This window comes from Flavobacterium aquiphilum, assembly GCF_027111335.1.
GTDB classification, from domain to species: Bacteria; Bacteroidota; Bacteroidia; order Flavobacteriales; family Flavobacteriaceae; genus Flavobacterium; species Flavobacterium aquiphilum.
In genome coordinates this window covers 2,025,120-2,044,652 of the sequence record NZ_CP114288.1, presented here as the reverse complement: position 1 = coordinate 2,044,652, position 19,533 = coordinate 2,025,120, and the positions used below count along the sequence as shown (strand labels likewise).

The 19,533-nt window shown below is 37.5% G+C and carries 12 protein-coding genes; 5 read left to right on the top strand and 7 right to left on the bottom strand.

Annotation, left to right across the window (positions count from 1 at the left end; all coding sequences use genetic code 11):
* Positions 1-286: 286 nt before the first annotated feature.
* Positions 287-1,609 (top strand): right-handed parallel beta-helix repeat-containing protein, encoded by a 1,323-nt coding sequence (locus tag OZP12_RS08650; RefSeq protein WP_281228668.1) that lies wholly within the window; start codon positions 287-289, stop codon positions 1,607-1,609.
* Between the two features lie 76 nt (positions 1,610-1,685).
* Here OZP12_RS08650 and OZP12_RS08645 read toward each other — a convergent pair whose 3' ends face one another.
* From OZP12_RS08645 to OZP12_RS08620, 6 genes are all read right to left on the bottom strand, one after another.
* On the bottom strand, positions 1,686-4,034 hold the full coding sequence (locus OZP12_RS08645; protein WP_281228667.1) for a glycoside hydrolase family 2 TIM barrel-domain containing protein: 2,349 nt from the start codon (positions 4,032-4,034) through the stop codon (positions 1,686-1,688).
* Positions 4,035-4,053: 19 nt separating this feature from the next.
* On the bottom strand, positions 4,054-5,427 hold the full coding sequence (locus OZP12_RS08640; protein ID WP_281228666.1) for a sulfatase-like hydrolase/transferase: 1,374 nt from the start codon (positions 5,425-5,427) through the stop codon (positions 4,054-4,056).
* A gap of 44 nt (positions 5,428-5,471) precedes the next feature.
* The gene (locus OZP12_RS08635) at positions 5,472-7,925 is read right to left on the bottom strand and encodes a glycosyl hydrolase 115 family protein (protein ID WP_281228663.1); all 2,454 of its coding nucleotides are present in this window, start codon (positions 7,923-7,925) and stop codon (positions 5,472-5,474) included.
* A gap of 372 nt (positions 7,926-8,297) precedes the next feature.
* Positions 8,298-9,626, bottom strand: coding sequence for a rhamnogalacturonidase (locus OZP12_RS08630; RefSeq protein ID WP_281228661.1), 1,329 nt, complete (start codon positions 9,624-9,626; stop codon positions 8,298-8,300).
* Between the two features lie 39 nt (positions 9,627-9,665).
* Entirely contained in the window at positions 9,666-12,383 is a 2,718-nt protein-coding gene (locus tag OZP12_RS08625) for a family 78 glycoside hydrolase catalytic domain (protein WP_281228660.1), read from the bottom strand.
* Positions 12,384-12,421: 38 nt separating this feature from the next.
* The gene (locus tag OZP12_RS08620) at positions 12,422-13,858 is read right to left on the bottom strand and encodes a family 43 glycosylhydrolase (protein ID WP_281228658.1); all 1,437 of its coding nucleotides are present in this window, start codon (positions 13,856-13,858) and stop codon (positions 12,422-12,424) included.
* A gap of 210 nt (positions 13,859-14,068) precedes the next feature.
* Here OZP12_RS08620 and OZP12_RS08615 point away from each other — a divergent pair, with 210 nt between their 5' ends.
* The 4 genes from OZP12_RS08615 to OZP12_RS08600 all read left to right on the top strand — a co-directional run bounded on the left by OZP12_RS08615 (position 14,069) and on the right by OZP12_RS08600 (position 18,091).
* Positions 14,069-15,712, top strand: a complete 1,644-nt coding sequence (locus OZP12_RS08615) for a family 43 glycosylhydrolase (RefSeq protein WP_281228657.1) — start codon at positions 14,069-14,071, stop codon at positions 15,710-15,712.
* Between the two features lie 424 nt (positions 15,713-16,136).
* Positions 16,137-16,565 (top strand): hypothetical protein, encoded by a 429-nt coding sequence (locus OZP12_RS08610; protein WP_281228655.1) that lies wholly within the window; start codon positions 16,137-16,139, stop codon positions 16,563-16,565.
* Positions 16,566-16,659: 94 nt separating this feature from the next.
* Positions 16,660-17,238, top strand: coding sequence for a hypothetical protein (locus tag OZP12_RS08605; RefSeq protein WP_281228653.1), 579 nt, complete (start codon positions 16,660-16,662; stop codon positions 17,236-17,238).
* Between the two features lie 55 nt (positions 17,239-17,293).
* Positions 17,294-18,091: a hypothetical protein gene (locus OZP12_RS08600; protein WP_281228652.1), complete on the top strand. Its 798-nt coding sequence runs from the start codon at positions 17,294-17,296 to the stop codon at positions 18,089-18,091.
* Positions 18,092-18,198: 107 nt separating this feature from the next.
* Here the strand turns inward: OZP12_RS08600 and OZP12_RS08595 are convergent, their stop codons facing one another.
* Positions 18,199-19,533, bottom strand: coding sequence for a TolB-like translocation protein (locus OZP12_RS08595; RefSeq protein ID WP_281228651.1), 1,335 nt, complete (start codon positions 19,531-19,533; stop codon positions 18,199-18,201).

Genomic DNA, 19,533 nt, shown 5'->3' with positions numbered 1-19,533 from the left:
TTAAACTTCTAAAAAACTCTCTAAACGAGAGTTTTTTTTATTTGTAAAACTGAATTCTACAATTAAACTTTTGATTTGGAATAATATCTAATAAACAAATTGTTGGCTTTTAGCCCTGATGGAAGCGGCATCTCCCGATTTAGAAAAACAAGGCTTTTTAGCCGTAGTTATTCTAAATCGGGAATACAGCGGACAGCAGGAACAATGCTTCCAAAAAAACTACATGCTTCTGCTCCAAAAAATAAGCAAACTCGAGTCTATTACTAAACCCAAAAACTGATTGCACATGAAATCCAAAATTTTACTTTTTGCCTTTTTCCTAAGTTGCTTTTTTTCTTTTTCGGCCGAATATTATGTTGCTCCAAATGGAAACGACAATAATCCTGGCACTAAAAACAGTCCGGTTGAAACTATCAAAAAAGCTCAAGAGCTGGCGAGTTCAGGAGATACGGTTTATATCAGAGGCGGCCTTTACATGATGCGGGAAGAACAGATTGCCCAGTATTATAAAATTTGGGCTTATGTTACCAAACTCGACAAAAACGGCATTAACTATTTGGCTTTCCCTAATGAAACTCCTGTTTTTAATTATGGCAACATTAAACCCGAAAACCGTCGTGTAATCGCTTTTTTAGTGAGTGGAAATAATATCAAAATTAAAGGGATTGAAGTTACTGCTGTTCAGGTTACGATAAAAACACATACTCAATCGGAATGTTTTGAGGTGCAGGGAAATCGCAATACTCTGGAACAACTGAAATTGCACGATGGCATGGCGATTGGAGTTTACATTACGAAAGGTTCTAACAACTTGATTCTGAATTGCGATGCTTATCAAAATTGGGATTCGGTTTCCGAAAATGGTGTAGGTGGAAATACAGATGGTTTTGGTTGCCACGCCCCGAAAGGGAATAAAAACAATGTCTTTAGAGGTTGCCGCTCTTGGTTTAACAGTGACGACGGATTTGATTTAATCAACTCTGCCGAGCCTGTTTTAATTGATCATTGCTGGGCTTTTTATAATGGTTACACTTCCGATTTTAAAAGGCGTGCCGACGGAAATGGTTTCAAATCCGGTGGCTATGCCAGTGCTCCTTTGGAACAATTGCCTAACCCAATACCGCGAAATACGATTCAGTTTTGTCTTGCTGTGGGAAATAAGGCAGCGGGCTTTTATGCCAATCATCATTTAAACGGCAACAATTGGTACAACAATTCTGCTTACAAGAATAGGGCAAACTATGATATGCTGAACCGAAAAGCCCAAAAACCTGTAGATTATCTTAAAGACACCCAAGGTTGGGGACATGTGCTGAGTAATAATTTAGGTTATGCCGCAACGGGCAGGGAATTAGTCAATATCGATAAATCAAATTGTACTTTAAAAAACAATTATTTCGACTTAGGTTTAACTATTAAAGATTCTGATTTTCTAAGTTTAGACGAATCATTTTTGACTGTTCCAAGACAAGCCGACGGAAGTCTTCCTGATAATAATTTTATGAGATTGAATCCGTCAAGTTCTTTAATTGACGCTGGAACGGATATTGGTTACCCATTCAAAGGAAAAGCACCTGATTTGGGGTGTTTTGAAATAGGAGGAAATTAAAACACCACAGTTATTTATTCAAACTATTTATAACAAAAAATCCTCGGTTTCCGAGGATTTTTCACTTTCATTTTTATTAGTTCATTTTCTCAGAAACAACCTCAACTATTATTGTTCCTCCTTCCAAACCTTCGGCGCTGGCTTTAATTTCTATTTTTCCAGTATCTTGAGTGGCTCTTATGATAGCAATTGCTTTTCCGCTGAAAGCTCTTTTTTCAGGAGAAAGATAGTCTTCATGACTGATAATATTACCATTGTCCGTAGCAATTATTTTACCAGCCCCAGAAACCGAAAACTTAATTAAATTGTCAGCATTGGCACATCGTACACCTTTATCATCGACTATAGTTGCAGTAATAAAAGAGACGTCATCCCAATTGTTTGAAAGCGCAGGATTGCTTTTTGAAATCACAATTTTTGCTGGTTTTCCCGCTGATTCAAATTCTTCCTGAGCGACAACTTTGCCATTATTTTTGCCAATTGCTTTTATCGTTCCTTTTTCAAAAGTAACATTCCATTCTCTTGGTGAATCATCTGCCGGTTTTTTTACAGTCCCCAATGATTTTTCGTTAAGGAAAAGCTCCACTTCGTCACAATTGCTGTACACATTGACTTTTGCATTGTCATAGGTATCAAAATCATTTGGCGTCCAATCGCCTACCCAATTTCCTTCGCCTGCATTTTCGGACTTTCTCACAATATGCACAACAGGTTCAGGTGACCACCAACTGTCTCTTTGCAACGATTGTTGTTTCCAATTCCCTGCTCTGTCAAACAAACCTTGATTATTTGTTGTTTCTGGCCAATCGGCTTCGCCTAAATAATCATAACCTGTCCATAAAAATTGTCCCGCCATGTACGGTTTGTCTCGTAAAGCAAGCCACTGGCTTATAACATGCGTGTTTTCGGTTCCAATAACTTTCCAGTTTGGATGTGCTTCATGTGCGGCGATTAATTCATTTTCACGATAATTTTGTCCAACAACATCCATGTGCTCTGCAAAACCGCTAAGATAAACTTTGGAATTTGCCGGTCTGAAAAGAGCCATCGTCACAGGTCTGGTTTCATCATATTTCTTTACAACATCTTCCTGCATTTTGTAGGCTTTGTATCCTTCAGGGTAACTTAAATCATCATGGATTTCATTTCCGATACTGTAAATAACAATCGAAGGATGATTTCTGTCTCTCAAAACCATATCCCTTGTATCTTGTTCCCACCAATCTTTAAAGTATAAATTATAGCCTTGCTCTCCATTGTGTTTGGCTGCTGTCCAGGTGTCAAAAGTTTCGTCCATTACCATAAACCCCAATTGGTCACATAAATCCAAAAACTCAGGAGCAACAGGATTATGCGAAGTACGAATGGCATTTACCCCCACCTCTTTCAGTTTTTTAAAACGTTCTTTCCATACACCCAAAGGCACGGCCGCTCCTACTGCCCCTCCGTCGTGATGCAAGCAAATTCCTTTTAATTTTATATTTTTTTCATTTAACCAAAAACCGGATTCAGCTTTAAAATCCGCTTTTTTAATTCCGAAAGAAATGGTTTGATTGTCAATCAGTGTTTTTCCCGAATATAATTTGGTTACAGCGCTGTATAGATTTGGTTCCTCAACATTCCATAATTTTGGGTTCGTGATTTCAATATCCTGTGCAAACGAAACACTTCCATTAGCCCCAATATTCTTTTGGCTTTCGACCGTTTTGACAATCTTTCCTTTACTGTCAATAATATCGATTTGTAATTTATAATCGCCTGCAGTTCCTTTATTTTCCACTTCGGATTTAATGTTAATTATTCCTTTAGCAGCAGTCGCAGTTGGTGTTGTAACGAATGTCCCCCAATGCTTAAAATGTGTTGGACTAACCGAAACCAAACGAACGTGTCGATAAATTCCTGCCCCAGTATAATAACGGGAAGCGGGCTGAATTGAATTATCAGCTCTTACAGCAATAACATTCGGCTTGTCAAAATTTAAATAAGGCGTCAAATCGTAACTAAAGCTGATGTAACCATAAGGACGTTTACCCAAATGTTTGCCATTTATCCAAACGTCGCTGTTTGCCATTATTCCGTCAAATTCAATAGAACACATTTTATTGGCATCAGCCTTACTTATTTCAAAAGTCTTGCGATACCAACCAATCCCCGAAGGCAAATAACCTCCGCCTCGACCGGAAGGATTCGCCCTGTCATAAGGTCCTTCGATACTCCAATCATGAGGAACATTGAGTGTTTGCCATTGTTTATCATTAAATGCGGGATTTTCGGCACCCGAAACATCTTCTTTTATAAACTGCCAACCATTATCAAAATTGATTATTTTGCGTGCTTGCGAAAAGGCGTTTGTGGCCAAAGCCAAAAAGAGAAACAAGAAAACAGACTGTAAATTCTGTGGTTTTTTAAGGTAAAAACATTTCATCCTTTTTATTTTAAATTGGTTATTTGTTCACTTTTTCAGCGTCTTTTTTAAATTGATTTTCAAGAGCCGTTTTCATTTGCGAAGCAATGGTTTCATTTTGCGCCCAAAGATTATTCTTTTCGCTTGGGTCTTTTTCTATATCATAAAGCTCATAATCTGTCGGGATTCCTTTTCCGTGTCGTGTTCTTATTATTTTCCAAGGACTGTTGATTAAACATTCCTGCAAATGCCCTCTGATGTAAATTTCCTGATTGGGTATCGTTTGATTTTCAGCAATTGCTGACCAAACATTTTTACCTTCAATAGATTTTGGCAAATTGGTATCTCCCGCCAAAAATAAAATACTCGGCAAAAGGTCGATAACAGAGATATAACTTGAGTTTTTATAGCTTTTCAAATGGTCTTTCCAATACACCACACAAGGCACTCTGACCGCTCCTTCATAATTAGACGTTTTCCAATCCCTAAGCGGCGAATTGTCTCCAAGCGTTGTATTTGAAGGATGAATTCCGCCGTATTCATTTCTGGAATCCCAATTTTCCATAGCGCCATTGTCACTGTAGAAAATGACCACGGTATTTTTATCCAGTTTTGCTTGTTTTAATTTTTCGAGCAATATTCCGATACTGTTGTCCAAATGACTCATTGCCGCGGCGTAATCCCTACGTGAAGGATCTTTTATGGAATTCATATAAGGATCTTTCCATTTTTGTTCTTCCTGCAAAGGAAAATGTGGAGCGCTATAAGCTACTTGCAAAAAGAAGTTTTTCTTTGGATCTCTTTTTTCCGAAATCCATTTGATGGCTTCAGTAGTGATTAAATCAGTGGCATGACCTTTTTCTTCGATAAACTCACCATTTCTATACCAACTCTTATCGCCATTTTTGTACAGATGTGTGTATTGATCGATTTGTCCGTGCAAAAAGCCATACGAATAATCAAATCCGTACGCTTTTGGGCCGTTACTAAGTTGTAATCCCAAATGCCATTTACCGATAAGGGCTGTTTGGTAATTATTTTGGTGCAATAATTTAGGCAATGTAGGAATGGAATCCGGTAATTTCGTTTGATCTTTATCGCTTATTGGCGCTACAATTCCCATGCGGCTTGACGGTCTTCCCATCAATAAACTAGCTCTCGATGGAGAACAAGTTGGACTCGCATAAAAGCGGTTCAGTTCTACTCCGTTTTTGGCTAAATTATCAATATTGGGTGTTTTGATTACTGAACCATGATAGCCGACATCATTCCATCCTGCATCATCGGCAATAATTAAAATAATGTTGGGCTTTTCTGCCGAATTGCTTTTGCTTTTTTGTCCAAAAGAGACAGAAAAACAAAGCAACAATAAAAGTAAAAACTGTATTTTTTTTCCGCTAAGACCTGTTTTCATCCGTAAAAAAATTATTAAGAGTCGGTTTTTGATTAGAATTCTATCTATAAATTGCTTTTAATATCCATATAATCGAGTACAATTCCCGTTTGATTGACCTCAATTTTGACTGTGTGTTTTCCTTTGGTATTAATGGAAACAGGCACTTTCACAATCGCGCTGTTTCGCAAAACGTTCTGTTTCCATGTATTGTCCCTGTCTTTTGTATTTATCAAAAAAGACTTTCTTTCGTTCTGATCTACTTGTACCCCAATTTCATGGTCAAATTTATTGGCATGTGTTGGAATAAAATGAACTTCTATCTCGTAGTCTCCCGTTTTTTCCACTTCAAATTCATAGGAAACAGAAGGCTTTTCACTTTTAAAATAACTATGCTTAAAAGGAAACAAGGTAACGGCATTATTGCTGTAGCCAAATCCATTTATAGCTCCCCATTTGTAGTTTTTGACTCCTCTATTTGCGACAAACTTATTCCCCTGAATCGTAATGATGGTTTTGGAAATTGGTTTTACCAATGTTTCTTGCGGAATTGCACTTGCTTTTATAGAATCAAAAACGGGTAAATTTCTTGGATGCATCGACATCATCCCATTCCATTTCCCTTTACTCATTTTGGTGTTATAATATTCGGTGAGTTCCTTAATTTTCTCGAAAGCATTCGCAGATAAATTCAAATAATTTTCCTTTTGTTTCAAATCGGTCGTCAATGCAGCTAAATTCCAATATAAAAATTTATGATTCATATACGCAGCTCCTTCAATTGGGTAAACTACCAATTGAAACCAAGCATCTTCTCTTTCGTCGGGAACAAATGGCCCAGTATCTACTCCAATAGTAGAATACAGGTCTCCAATTTTTTCAATCAAATTATCGTAAGCCTTTATTCTTTCTAAAGATTCTTCTTCAGTAAAATCAGAAGGTTTTATTTGAGTTGTAGGCTCTGTTTGGCTCCATCCCATGTATTCCGGTTTTCTGAGGAATGCCAATCGATAATATTCTTCAAATACTGCACTAAGTTCTTCTGCCATATTAGGAGAAAACTCTCTGGCTACCCAATTTTTCATATATTGATTCAACCCATCCGATTTTATGCTGTTGACATCCCAAGCCAAATCGAGAAAAAGTTCCATATCATATTCCCCCGGCTTTATGTCACCCACATTCACAATCCACATTTTCTTGGCTCCGTTTTCATAAGCTTTCATCATTTCAGACCAAATTAAGCCCGGCTGCACGGTACTCAGCCAAAGATAATCGTGAGGTCTTCCCCAATAGCTCAAATGGTAGTAAACACCGCTGCCGCCGCTGCGTTTTTGCTCTTCTTCATCACTCAAACGACGGATGTAACCATAATTGTCATCCGGCCAAACCAAAGTCACGTCATCCGGAACTTTTAGTCCGTTGTCGTACAGTTCCAAAACTTCTTTATACGGCACGAAAGCTTGCGGAATGTCTTTTAACGGTTTTTGGAAAGTCTTGGACAACATTTCGCGTTGTACACCAATTATTTTATCAACCATTACCATGGATTCCTTAACGTCTTTGGCTCCCTCCATTTTACTATCGTGAACGCCTCGCATTCCCAAAGTTATAATCGTTTGGTTATTGGCGGCTTTTAATTCGTCCAATCGGTCTTGCCAATATTTGTTTACTTTCGAACTGTTAGTGAAATAATTGTAGTCACCATAAATCTCCGGTTTCCATTCGTCCACATTATTTCGTAACATAGGTTCTGCATGAGAAGAGCCTATGCCGATATGGTATTTCTGTGCCATCTCTTTATTTCCGGCAACGGTAAAAAAGCCTTTGGTACAAGGATGCATCGCCGGCCAAATCGTATTGGCTTTCAAGCGTAATAACAACTGAAATATTTTCTCGTAAGTTTTTGGACCAATATTCCCAACTTCGGGTTCAAAAGTTTTTGCGGCCCAAGGCTCCAATCCCCAATCTTCATCGTTTAAAAAGATACCGCGGTATTGCACCGATGGTGATGAAATGATTCCGCTTTGGGGCAATTTCAGGATTAGATTTTCTTTTTTGATTGGATTGACATCAGCCCACCATTTCCAAGGGGAAACTCCCAAACGTTCGGCTATTTCAAAAACGGCATAGACAGTTCCGCGGACATCACTCCCTGCGATCAAAAGATTGTCTTTATCTTTTTTGACACTGAATTTCTCCCACTGATCTTTCAGTTCCTTTGAAACTGTTTTGGTTTGAAATAAAGCGTTTCCCGCCTCACCAATGTAAATTCCTTTTTGGGCAAATGTGTTTGTTTTGACAATTTCAGGACGCTTGCCCGTTATGTCTTTTACGTCATCGGCCAATTCGTTTACAGCCCATTCAATTAATGGATCGGTGTTATTTGAGATAAAAATTGACGCTGCCTGATTTGAATCGGCTATTGGATAATCCGATGCATTTTTATCCTGACCAAATGATATTTGGGTAAAAAAATTGGCTATGACCAAGAATATCGCAAGCGTCTTTTTATTCATTTTTATCTTTTTTAATTGAACACGAATTACACGAATTGTCACTAATTATATTTTCTGAAATTTAATTACACAAATTTTGTCTTTGTAATTTATTATTAAAACCTTTCTCACGCAGTTTTGTCATTCCGACGGAGGAGGAATCTCCGTTAGAAAATCGACAAAGATTGGGGATTTTGATTGTGGAATTACTTGCGGAGATTCCTCCCCCGTCGGAATAACAAACTAGGTGTAGAAGTTAATAGTTCTAGCATTTGTATCCAAAAAAGCTTATTGTTTGCCCTTAGCCCCGATAGAGCCGATATCCTCGCAGAGATAAAGGCGATAGCGGGACCAATGTTTACAAAAAAGCCTTTGTTTCTGCTCCTAAAAAAATTAATCCACTTTCTTGTTGTTCACATAAACATTTTTGAAAGTCACGCCTTTTATCAAGCTTTTGTCGATGTCTGTTTTAACCGATTCTACTTTTATATTTTCGAAAGTGAAATTGGTCAAACGAACATTCGGGTCTTTCTCCACTCCGTAAAAGGTGTCGCATTTTAGGGTAATATTTTTTAAGGTAACGTGGTCTCCATAAGACAACGGAACATCAGGACGGCCTTTCAAGTCAAAGAATTGTTTCCAAGCAAAAACAGCAAGTCCGGTTTTGGCTTCACCAGTAATGTTTTCAACTCTGATGTACTCGTAAAGTTGAGGCGTATCAGGTCTCATTTTTAGCCATAATAATCGTGAAGCTCCGTCGATTTTACAATTGCGCATGATTACGTTTCGATTATGGATGGCTTCGCTTCCATTGGTCAATGCCGAGTGACAGAATCCGAAATGACAGTCTTCGATAATGATATTGGTGTTTGGCCCGTTGTTTTTGTCCTGATCAGCAAAAGGTCCTTTTCCACCTTTTAGTGCAATGGCATCATCATTAACTGACATGTAACAACCTTTTACCAAAAAGTTATTGCAAATATCAATATCAATCGCATCGGTACTTGGGGCTTTGTCTTCTTTATGAGGTGAAAAAATATAAGCATCCAATATTTTTACGTTGTTGCATTTGTAAAAATGATTCGTCCAAAAACCGGAATTAATCAATTTTACGTCCTGAATTTGTACGTTGTTTGAGTTCCAAACAAACACTAATCTAGGTCTCGAAACCTCAAGATTGGTACATTTTGGGTTTTCTTTGCGTCGTGCCCAAAAAGCATCCCAATATTTTTTACCGTTTCCGTTGATGGTTCCTTTTCCCGAAATGGAGAAATTATCAACTCCATAAGCATTTACCAAAGCAGGGAAATAGTCCAAGTTTTGCCCCTCCATTCGCGAAGCCATAATTGGGAAATTGGAAATATCATCAGATCCTTTCAAAGTTGCTCCCTCTGCAACGTACAAAGTTGTTTTTGGCTTAAAAAACAAGGCTCCGCTCAAAAACACTCCTTTCGGAATCACGATAACCCCTCCTCCATTTGCAGAGGCTTTGTCAATCACATTTTGAATTTCTTTGGTTTGGATTTTGGTACTGTCAGTGCTTACGCCATGGTCAGTAATCGTGTATTTCTGCCCCAAACTTTCCAATTTAATTTTAGTGTAATCCTTAAACCAACTAGAAATTGCCGTTCCATCAGGAAAGGTTTCTGGTTGTTTTTTTTGTGAAAAAGTCATTTGCGAAAATCCGATGAGGCAAATTAACAGTCTAAAAAAGTTCTTCATTTTGCTTGTTGTTTATTATTTGTCGTTTGTTGTTTAAAATTAAAGTTGTTTTTCGAATATATGTTTTCCGGAACCGATGTTTTCTAACAGCAGATAATTACCGACAGGTTTTGCTGTTATCACTTTTCCGTTAACAGTAATTTCATTTGAAGTTGAATTACCTTTTGGAATATAAACCTCGGCAGAAACATTGTTTGGGCTGATAAGCGTCAATTGATAGATTTTTGGTTTGATTTCCCAAGCCACTTGAATGTCTCCTTTATCCGTTGGTACTGTTCCTGATACATTTGTTAATTTCCCATGAAAATCAAGTGGTTTAATCTGGATTAATTCATGTTGCGGTTTCATGGATTTCACGCCCAAAATAAATTCCTGCATCCCAATAAGTCCGCTTGTTCCCCAAGGATGACACATGCTTTGATTGGTTTCCAGTGCATCCCAAGATTCCCAGGTGGCAGTTCCTCCTTTTGAAATTGTCTTTGCCCAGCCATCCCATTCCGGATTGGTGTAAAGTTCCAGTAAATGATCTCCTTCTTCAGAAAGTCCCAATGCCTGTGGTAGAAAACGCGCCGTTACCATTCCGACACTCATTTTGCGTTCTTTTATAGCATTGATAACTGCTTTTTTATCGTTTTCAGGAACAATATCCATAGCGATCGGGAACATATTCGCGTGTTGCGACACATGCTTGCTTTGGCTACCGTCTTCGAGCAGTCCGTCGATATAAAGACCGTCGGAATTAATCAGGTTTTTGTTGATGGCTTCGCGAATCGCTATTGCTTTGGCGCGAAAAGAATCCGCATCAGATTTATTTTCTAGTACTTCGGCAATTTTGGATAAAATATCAAAATCGGTATAAGCATACGCATTAATCACAGTGCGAGCACTTGTACTCATATCGTAACCATAACGCATGGTTTCTGGCCAATCAATAATTCCATATTTGTATCCACCGCTTCCGCCAGCAAGGTTATGAATTAATCCCGTGGTTGGATTTTTATAGGAATCAACATATTCGGCAACTTTTCTAATTTTAGCATAATTAGTTTTCAGGAATTCAAGATTTCCTGTTTGCGTATAATAATCCCAAACCCAGATTAAATACTGTTGGGTAAAATCAGGTATATCACGTTTGCCATCTACGTTTGGATATACGGCATTTAGTCTTCCGTCAGGCCAATATTGGTCTTGCGAATCCAAAAACTGAAGCAAAACCCTGTGGTTAAAAACCCTGTCACCCATTACCTTCATTGCCGCCACTCCCTGACTCCATCCATCACCGAGGAATCCTCCTTTTTCGCGTGTTGGAGTATCCACAAAGCTTTCCTGTGCCCCGAGAATCAGTGAACGGGACATTAATTCCCAAACCTTGTTCAGCATAACATTTGAAGACGAAAAACGAGAACGAGTAGGGTCAAGTTCATAATGTCTTTGAATAAAAGAAACATTGTCGGTTGTTAATTTTATAGGCGAATTATTTACCTGTAAATATTGGTATCCAAAGTAAACGACCGGCTTGAAAACACAGCTTTTACCATTCAACACAAAAGAATACGAAAGATCAGTATTCTGATTAATTTTTTCCGAAACTGTACCGTTTTCGTTTAAAACAAATCCTCCCCTCATTTTTATTGTATCTCCTGATTTACCTCCATTAAAAGTAATTTCCGGTACTCCTGCATAGATTTTTCCGAGGTCAATTATATAACTGCCATTGCCCAAATCTTTTACCGAAACGGGTTTGAGTTTCTGTTCCTTCAATTCAGTAAATTCAGGTTTAAGTTCACCAACGAATGGTGCCGAAGGATGATCGCCAATTTCAACGGCATTTTCCCAAGCCGAATCATCAAAATTTGGCAAATTCCAACCTGCAATTTCTTTACGGCTGTCTATGATATCAATGTAACCAACACCCTCACCGTTTCTTTGTTTGGTATTTGGGTTAAAAGCATCTACAACATGTTGTTTCCAGCTTTTATCGGTACCGAAAACAGCTTTTGTCCCATCAGCATAAGTAACAATCATTTTTAATATAAAACGGTCGTCGCCTTTCACTCTTCCCTGACCGCCGCCATACCAATGAGTCATTGCCGAAATAGTATTGTTATTGCTTACCATTGCCGTTACATCATACGAATTGTAATAGGCAAATTGCGGATAATGATACGCCATCCCTTTTCCAACTTCTTTTCCGTTAAGATACAATTCATAGTTGTGATAAGCAGATAAGTAAAGCATCGCTTTCTTAACCGACTTGCCCGAAAGTTGTACTTTTTTGCGATAATAGGTGTAGATATTTGGATCTTTACTGTTGCGTCTGATCCAGTACGAACCTTTCCAATCTTCGGCATGGAAAAGCCCTGTATCAAAATAGGTCATTTCAGAATAAGCGCTTGCTTTTCCTTCTTTGTCCCAAGTGCGTACTTTCCAGTAATAGCGTGTTGCCGGAGAAAGTGAACTTCCTCCAAAATCAATATAGTTTTGCATACGCGACATTATTTTGCCACTGTCCCAAACATCTCCTTTTCCGGCAGCTAACAACTCTGGTTTTGAAGCCACGATTAGCTGATAGGCCGTTTGAATTTCGCTTTCTTTGGAATTACTGTTATACCAACCAAAAAATGGCTTTTGTTCAGTACCTGTTGGTTTTACCTTATCACAAGTCCGCAGATTAAAAGGACTTTGCGCAGCATTCGCATTCGCCTTAAAAAAAGGCATCAAACAAAGGAAAGTTAATATGTAAAAGTATTTCTTCATATTGTTGTCAATGTTGTAACTGAATAGAAAAATTAGACTTAGTCTTTAATTAATAGTTTATCCAAAGAAATAAAATAACCTGTACTGCCGTAATCTGTTTTCCGTTTATCGGACCAATTTGATTTTTCGCCAGTTGTTGAGACGGTTAATTTATAACTGTCTTTTTTCAAAATTGGTGATCGAAAAACGGGTGTTGATAATGGTGATTTGCTGTACATATCAATTACAGAACTTAAAAGCACCTTCCCTTTTTTATCCGATAAAACGACTTTTGCATAACCATTTTCAGTTCCTACATAACTGAATAAGGCAATTTCGCTACCACTGAATTCAACCGAAAACGAAGCCTCTTTTTCGTCACATTTACTTTCAGATGTGTTGCCATCAATCAAATGCTTCCAATTGCCTGAGTATTTAATTTGGCTATCCGTATTTTCGATGATTTTATCGGTACCATTTACGGTCGCTGCAACTCCCGTCGAAACATTTATTTTCCAAGCATCCTTATAAGTTGACATACTCAATTTTGTCCCCGAAACCGAAAGTGGTTGCCACACATAAGTTGCCGAAGATGCCTGTTTTGGGAATGACCATCTGTCACCCATAAACATATAGGTCGTTTCCTTTGTTCCCTGAATCGGCAAGACAAAAGTTGCTTGTGAATTCCAAGTCAATGAACCCTCGGGTGCGATTAGTCCCCTCGATTCCCATGGCCCTTTGACAGAATTGGAAGTGTAATAATAATTGTCATTGCGCTCCCAGCTCGTAAGATTCGAACCTATTAAATAATAAAGACCGTCTTTCTTTATCATCGTTGGGGCTTCAAATCCAGACGTCATGTTTTTGTTCACCTGCTCCACAACCGATTTATAATTGTCACCCAATTTATAAATTTCGCCTCCGTGAATAAGGATATATCCCGAGCCATCCTCGTCCTGAAAAGTCCCTATGTCCCATTTCTTAATTGGCTTTCCATCATATAGTAAAGCCCCTTTAAATTCATAAGGTCCGGTAACCGTTTTTGAAGTAGCATAACCAACAAACTGATCCTTATACGTCAGCGTATCAACATGCATGTACATGACATACTCACCTGTTTTAGGGCATTTCATCACTTTGCATCTTTCACCAACACGATTAGGCCCTAATTTGCCGCTTTTTTGTACAGGAAGTGCCACGCGTTCAAATTTCCAATTATAAAGATCTTTGGATGAATAACAATTAAATCCCTCAAATGCATTACCCTTATCGCTATGGGCTTCACCAAAAAGATAAAACTTACCATTATCCTTAATGATATTAGCACCATGAGCGCTCACAATATTTCCGTTTTGGTCAAACCAAGGTATCCCTGAATAGATTGCATCAGCTTTTCCGGGAACTTGTGCAATTGCAATAGTAATATTCATCAAAAGAAAGATGCCAATTATCTCTTTGCTTAAGAATTTAAAAATTGAATAATTATTTCGATACATTTTTAAGATTATTGCACATAATTCTCAAATTTATTTCATTCTATTTTTTTTTGTATCCTGTACTATCCGCTTTCCTCAATTCCAAAAAACAGGATTCGGCAGGATGGCATTTGATTGGCTAAAATCTATTTTTACTTTATCTAAAAATCAATAATAAGCCAACTTCATTTCCCGTTAAAGAAATTGGACACTTACTTTATTCATTATATTATGACTGTATCCAAACAAATATTCAGAAGAAATAAAGGCAATCATTCCCTTTTCATTAGACTGATTCTCTTAGTTTTTACAATAACAGTAAGTACTTTACAAACTGCAAACGCCCAAGCACTGAATATCAAAAACGATATTTTTTGGTACACCAAAAACAAACTTCCCATAAACAGTCAAGGAGGCGGAATCTTCAAATTTCCCGACCCAAAAACAGGCGAAATAAAATATTACTGGTACGGCGTATATTACAAAGAAGCCGATATCTATCGCGACAATCCATCAGTGACTCTAAAAGGAAACACATTCGAAGCGGTTACTTGCTATAGTTCGACCGATTTGGTTAATTGGACTTTTGAGGCCAATGTACTGACCAATGACGAACTCAAAAAAAGAAGCGACTACCACAAAACTTGGGTCGGTCGATTGGGTGTGGCCTATGTTCCCGAAATAAAAAAATACGCGATGTTTGTCCAACACGGCGGTGAAGTGTTGATTACCGTTTCGGACACGCCAACTGGGCAGTTCACATGGCACCAGCAAATAAGCATGAAAGAAATGATTGGAACGACCAACACTGGAGACCAAACTGTATTTACCGACGAGGACACTGGAAAATCCTATCTTATTTACAGTTACGGACAAGGTCGAAACAAAATTTACGTTTCGGAAATAGGTATCAAAAACGGAATGGTAAACCTCTTGGATTGCACCGAAATTTTCAAAGGTGAAAACCGTGAAGGAAATTGTATGTTCAAGCACAAAGGCAAATATTATATGTGCGCTTCCAATATTTATGGTTGGGATTCCTCTTTGGCGTATTACTTAGTGGCCGATAATATCCGCGGGCCATATCTTCCTTCGAAAGGGATGCTGGTCATGGACGGCTGTGCCGATGACTACGCCCACGTTACCCAAACTGGATTTTTCGTAAACGTAAAAGGCAGCAAACAGGAAACGATTGTTTATTGTGGCGACCGCTGGGCAAATTTTGCCGGAAACGGATTAGGCTATAACCAATGGTTTCCGCTGTCGTTTGATGGACATAATCCGTACTTTAATTCGCTTGGTTCCTGGAACCTGAATGCAAAAACGGGCGAATGGAACGTTGCTGCCGACAATAATTTTGTCAAAAACGGAAGCTTCGAAGCCGACCGCAGAAATGTCCCCAATCCGGTGAAACCAGTACAACAACATTTAACCGGTTGGGATACTAAAATCATTGAAGGAAATAAAACCAGTTTTGACACCATCACTTCGCCGTACCTGAACCATAATAACAGCGAAATGGACAGAAAGTCTGTCATTGGCGAAAAAAGTCTGGCGATAAGTGATAAAGTAAATTTCAAGCGCGAAGTTTGCCAAACCATTACATCTTCACCTTTTACAAAACTCGAAAAAGGAAGTTATACACTGACTGCCAAAGTCAAAAATAGCGGTAACTTTCCCAAGCTCGAAATGTACGCCTCCAGCAGCGGAAAAACCCTGACATACAGCATTACCGAAGAAAACACCGAATGGAAAACAATAAAAATCGAAAACATAAAGATCGATAATGAAAAAGTCGTAATTGGATTTTTGGCCGAGGGCTTGGCAAACGCTTTTTGTTATGTCGATGATGTGTCTCTCGTGAAAAACCATTAAGCAATTGCCCACGGATGTCACGGATCTAACGGATTAACACAGATTTTTTATTTTTTGGGAGCGGGAACAATAGGCTTTTTTGGAGGCATTGTTCCCGCTTTCCACTATATCTTTTCCTTTTTAAAGCAAAAAGGAAAAGGATGTCGCTTCACACGAGCGAAGCGAACTGACGAAGTAATCGGGGCTAAAAGGAAACATTTGGCTATTTTTATTCACAAAGTATGTCCACAAACTTGTCATTTCGACCAACGGGAGAAATCACATAACGTGATAAACTAGTGAGATTTCTCCCGTTGGTCGAAATGACAAACTCTATGAATAATCCCTTACCGAAATACTTAGCTCCTTATAACTTGTTAGTTTATATTAAAATTCTGTAGTTTTTTATTTATATTTGAATCAAACTAGTAAACTGTAAAAGCTCATGAAGAAAATACTAACGATTCTAATTTTAATCTCCAGTTTGACTTCATTTGGTCAATCGGAGACAGTCTTTGGAGATTATTCACGTAATTATAAAACTAACGATAATAACATCTTTGAATATAAATTAACTTTATCCCAAGACGGAACATTTTCCTTTCATTATTATTCAAACTTAAAGCAACGAACTCCACAGGAAGAAAATAAATCTGCAAAAGGAAAATGGGAAATAAAAGATAACGTGATTTCATTCTTTTCCGAAAAGAAAACAAACACCAATGAAAAAGACATATTGGATTTTACCAATTCCAAGGCTAGATTTTTCACAAAATCACCACGAAACAAAACAGACCAAATTATTAAAACAAGAATTCAATTCTTGAAATCTGACATTTTTTGGATGGAAAAAATTGAGATGTTTAAAATATAAAAACTATCACATCTATCTACTAAGATTTTTTAAGTTCAGTTGATCTGTCCGACATATTTATAACTTGTACAAATTCATTCAATAAAGGAAGACTATGAAAAAAACACTAAATGTTATTATCTTATTATTCGCATTTGGAAATATATTTTGTCAAACAGAAAATCTTAATCAAAATAGATATCGATTTGCAAAAAAAGTCTTTGAAAAAGAATATTTAAAAACAGCTTACAAAAAATTTCGCGGAAAAATCACAATCGTAGATGATTTTACAATTAAATATGATGAAAAAACCTTAAATATTCCAAATTCAAAGGAAGAATATAGACTAATTTTTACTAGTGGTATTTTTTATCCAAATATCGTAACGGGAAATGAAGTTGCTGAAATTAAAACAAAAAATGAATTAGATAAAATGACCAAAGACGAAAAAATATTTTATAATATAACTAGGACTGATTCAATTAGTATTGGAAGCTTTGATGAATTGACTTTTCTAAATCCAAATATTAATACCAAACGATTTCAAATTTGGATTTTTAGAAAAGGAGAAATGAATCCAACGGAATGTTATTTTGAAATTCAAAATGTAAATGCTACTAAAGAAACGAAACCGGAAGAATTTGTAAAAAAAGCAAAATTAACATTCTTTAAAAGCGGCACAATAATCATGTGATAGAGCTCCTAAGCGCATATTGCAATAGTCTTGAGCAATTTTAAAAACATTTTAAATGAGAAAACTCATCATTTTAATCATATTATTTAGTTTGTTTTCTTGTAAAAATGAAGTTGAAAAAACAGAAAGAAAGACAACTTATAAAAAAGTAACTTCTAAACCAAGTTCTCCTAAAAGGCTTTCTTATCAAGAAGTAATCGAGACGCTAAAAATCAGTAAACCCAAAAATTCAATACTGTCTAATGACATTCAATTCATAAACGATTCCGTTCTTAAAGGAAAATTTAAATTAGACATTTCAAGATATGAGTTAGAAAACTCAAAAAAGAATTGTTTCCCAACAATAGTTGAAAAGGAATATTTTTATGAATACTCTCTTGAAGCCGACAAAGTTTTTATCAAAAAATTTAAAAATTTAGGAGACTTGAATGGTGATGGAAAAAATGATTCTACTTTTATTTTACCAGGTTTAGGTTGGTGTGAAGAAGGACAATCTTATTATTTTACCGATAATAAAATTCCAAGAATAGAGTCAAATTCAAATTGTTGTCACCTTGAGGGGATTTTCAGTATTGGGGATATTGATGAAGATGGAGGAAATGAAATTGCCGAATATAATTCATCTTGCGCCAGTAACTTTAAAGTATTTAAGATTTGGACTTTGAAAAATGGTAAATGGAAACTAATTGAAAATTTTACTTTTTTTTACAATAATGGAAAGTATGAGGCTTTTAAAGACTTTCATAAACTTTACAAAAAAACTGCCAAAAACAAATTTAAATTTTTAGAGATAGCTGATATGTTAGGAAACGGAGAAATCGTAATGCAATGGAAAACTGTGACGATGAAATAATTTTTTCTGATAAAAACAATAACATTAAACAAATACCTACAAGATCAAAAACTTATAGAAACCAAAAATGAGGCCCTCAAGCCTCATTTTCTCTATCATAATAAAATCTATTTTCTATTCAACCATTCCTTCGGAACATTTACAATACAAATATTCATTGTACGGTTGTCTTCAGAAAGCATAGCCGATTGAATTTCGATTTTTGTTCCGTCCCTGTTGAAAGTTGGGTGTACATGGTCGGCGGCGGTTTCTTTATGCCCCGTAGTGAGCATCATCATTTCGTTGGTTTTTCGGTCAATCAGGTACAAACTTCTGGAAAAATCGTCACCAACAGCCCATCTCCCATCAGCCGAGCCGTGAACATGCCATAAACCGCTTCCGCTTTTGGTTTGTCCCGCAATAATCATTTCACGGGTTCTTAAATTCACGATCGCCAAACCTGTAGGTTTTTCGCGGGTTCCCGTAGCGCCCCAATTGCTTTCTTGCCCAGGATTCACCGGATTTTTGATTTCGCCGTTTTTAGCAACTTCAACGGGAGCCTCTTTCTCAATATCAATTTTTCGGTGTCCCATAATCGCCATCGCTACTTCATCTTTGCCAATCACGGCTTCATGGGTAACCCATTCATAATCAGCTTCAGGATACAGAGGACGCAAACCCGACCCATCCGACATCACTGTCCAAGTGCGTTGCGGCGACTTCCCTCCTGTTTCCCAGCAAAAAACAATTTCGCCCGCATTCCATATATTCGATTGAATGTGACCAATTTGAAAAGGCACCGAAACCACATGTTTCAACTCCCCTGTTTTCACATTCATGCTTGCAATTCCGCCCGGTCCTGCTCCCATGTTACGAGGACCAAAACTTTTCTCGATTACAACATCCGGTTTTAGATATTTAGCCGCTTCTTCTTTTCCTTCCCTAAAATATACCCATTCTTCATCGGCATCCAAAGCCATATCGCCAGCACCTCCGGTACCCGATTTTGTGATTCCGCACACTCTTTCGTAAGCTGAAACCGGTTTCAATTTACCCGCTTCACTGTCTTTAAAAACCGCATCCAGATTAACTTCCATCACCTTCATTTTATCGTCATCGGCTTTGCGCATAAAAAACAGTTTCATCGACTTTTGCGCCATGCAAAGCGTTCCGGTATAACCACCTTCGGTAACCTGAACCATCACACCTGATTTTTCATTGACCGCCATCGCTTCGCCTTTAACCCTGTTCGTCCTAAAAATTATCCATTGCCCATCAGCAGTCCATTGCGGATGAGTAGGATAGGTTTTGGAATCCCCAGCCGATTTAGTCGTCAAAAAAATCAATTCCTGCCCAGTAACCGGGTCTTTGATTATCTTTTTTTCAGATGGAAACCGTGTCCCAATCTGACTAAAAGAAATAACGGTAACCAATAAAAAAACAGTATTTAAAATTGCTTTCAT

Excerpts from the sequence above, each read along its gene's own strand:
- OZP12_RS08650 (WP_281228668.1), top strand. The coding sequence starts at position 287 with ATGAAATCCAAAATTTTACTTTTTGCCTTTTTCCTAAGTTGCTTTTTT.
- OZP12_RS08645 (WP_281228667.1), bottom strand. The coding sequence starts at position 4,034 with ATGAAATGTTTTTACCTTAAAAAACCACAGAATTTACAGTCTGTTTTC.
- OZP12_RS08640 (WP_281228666.1), bottom strand. The coding sequence starts at position 5,427 with ATGAAAACAGGTCTTAGCGGAAAAAAAATACAGTTTTTACTTTTATTG.
- OZP12_RS08635 (WP_281228663.1), bottom strand. The coding sequence starts at position 7,925 with ATGAATAAAAAGACGCTTGCGATATTCTTGGTCATAGCCAATTTTTTT.
- OZP12_RS08630 (WP_281228661.1), bottom strand. The coding sequence starts at position 9,626 with ATGAAGAACTTTTTTAGACTGTTAATTTGCCTCATCGGATTTTCGCAA.
- OZP12_RS08625 (WP_281228660.1), bottom strand. The coding sequence starts at position 12,383 with ATGAAGAAATACTTTTACATATTAACTTTCCTTTGTTTGATGCCTTTT.
- OZP12_RS08620 (WP_281228658.1), bottom strand. The coding sequence starts at position 13,858 with ATGTATCGAAATAATTATTCAATTTTTAAATTCTTAAGCAAAGAGATA.
- OZP12_RS08615 (WP_281228657.1), top strand. The coding sequence starts at position 14,069 with ATGACTGTATCCAAACAAATATTCAGAAGAAATAAAGGCAATCATTCC.
- OZP12_RS08610 (WP_281228655.1), top strand. The coding sequence starts at position 16,137 with ATGAAGAAAATACTAACGATTCTAATTTTAATCTCCAGTTTGACTTCA.
- OZP12_RS08605 (WP_281228653.1), top strand. The coding sequence starts at position 16,660 with ATGAAAAAAACACTAAATGTTATTATCTTATTATTCGCATTTGGAAAT.
- OZP12_RS08600 (WP_281228652.1), top strand. The coding sequence starts at position 17,294 with ATGAGAAAACTCATCATTTTAATCATATTATTTAGTTTGTTTTCTTGT.
- OZP12_RS08595 (WP_281228651.1), bottom strand. The coding sequence starts at position 19,533 with ATGAAAGCAATTTTAAATACTGTTTTTTTATTGGTTACCGTTATTTCT.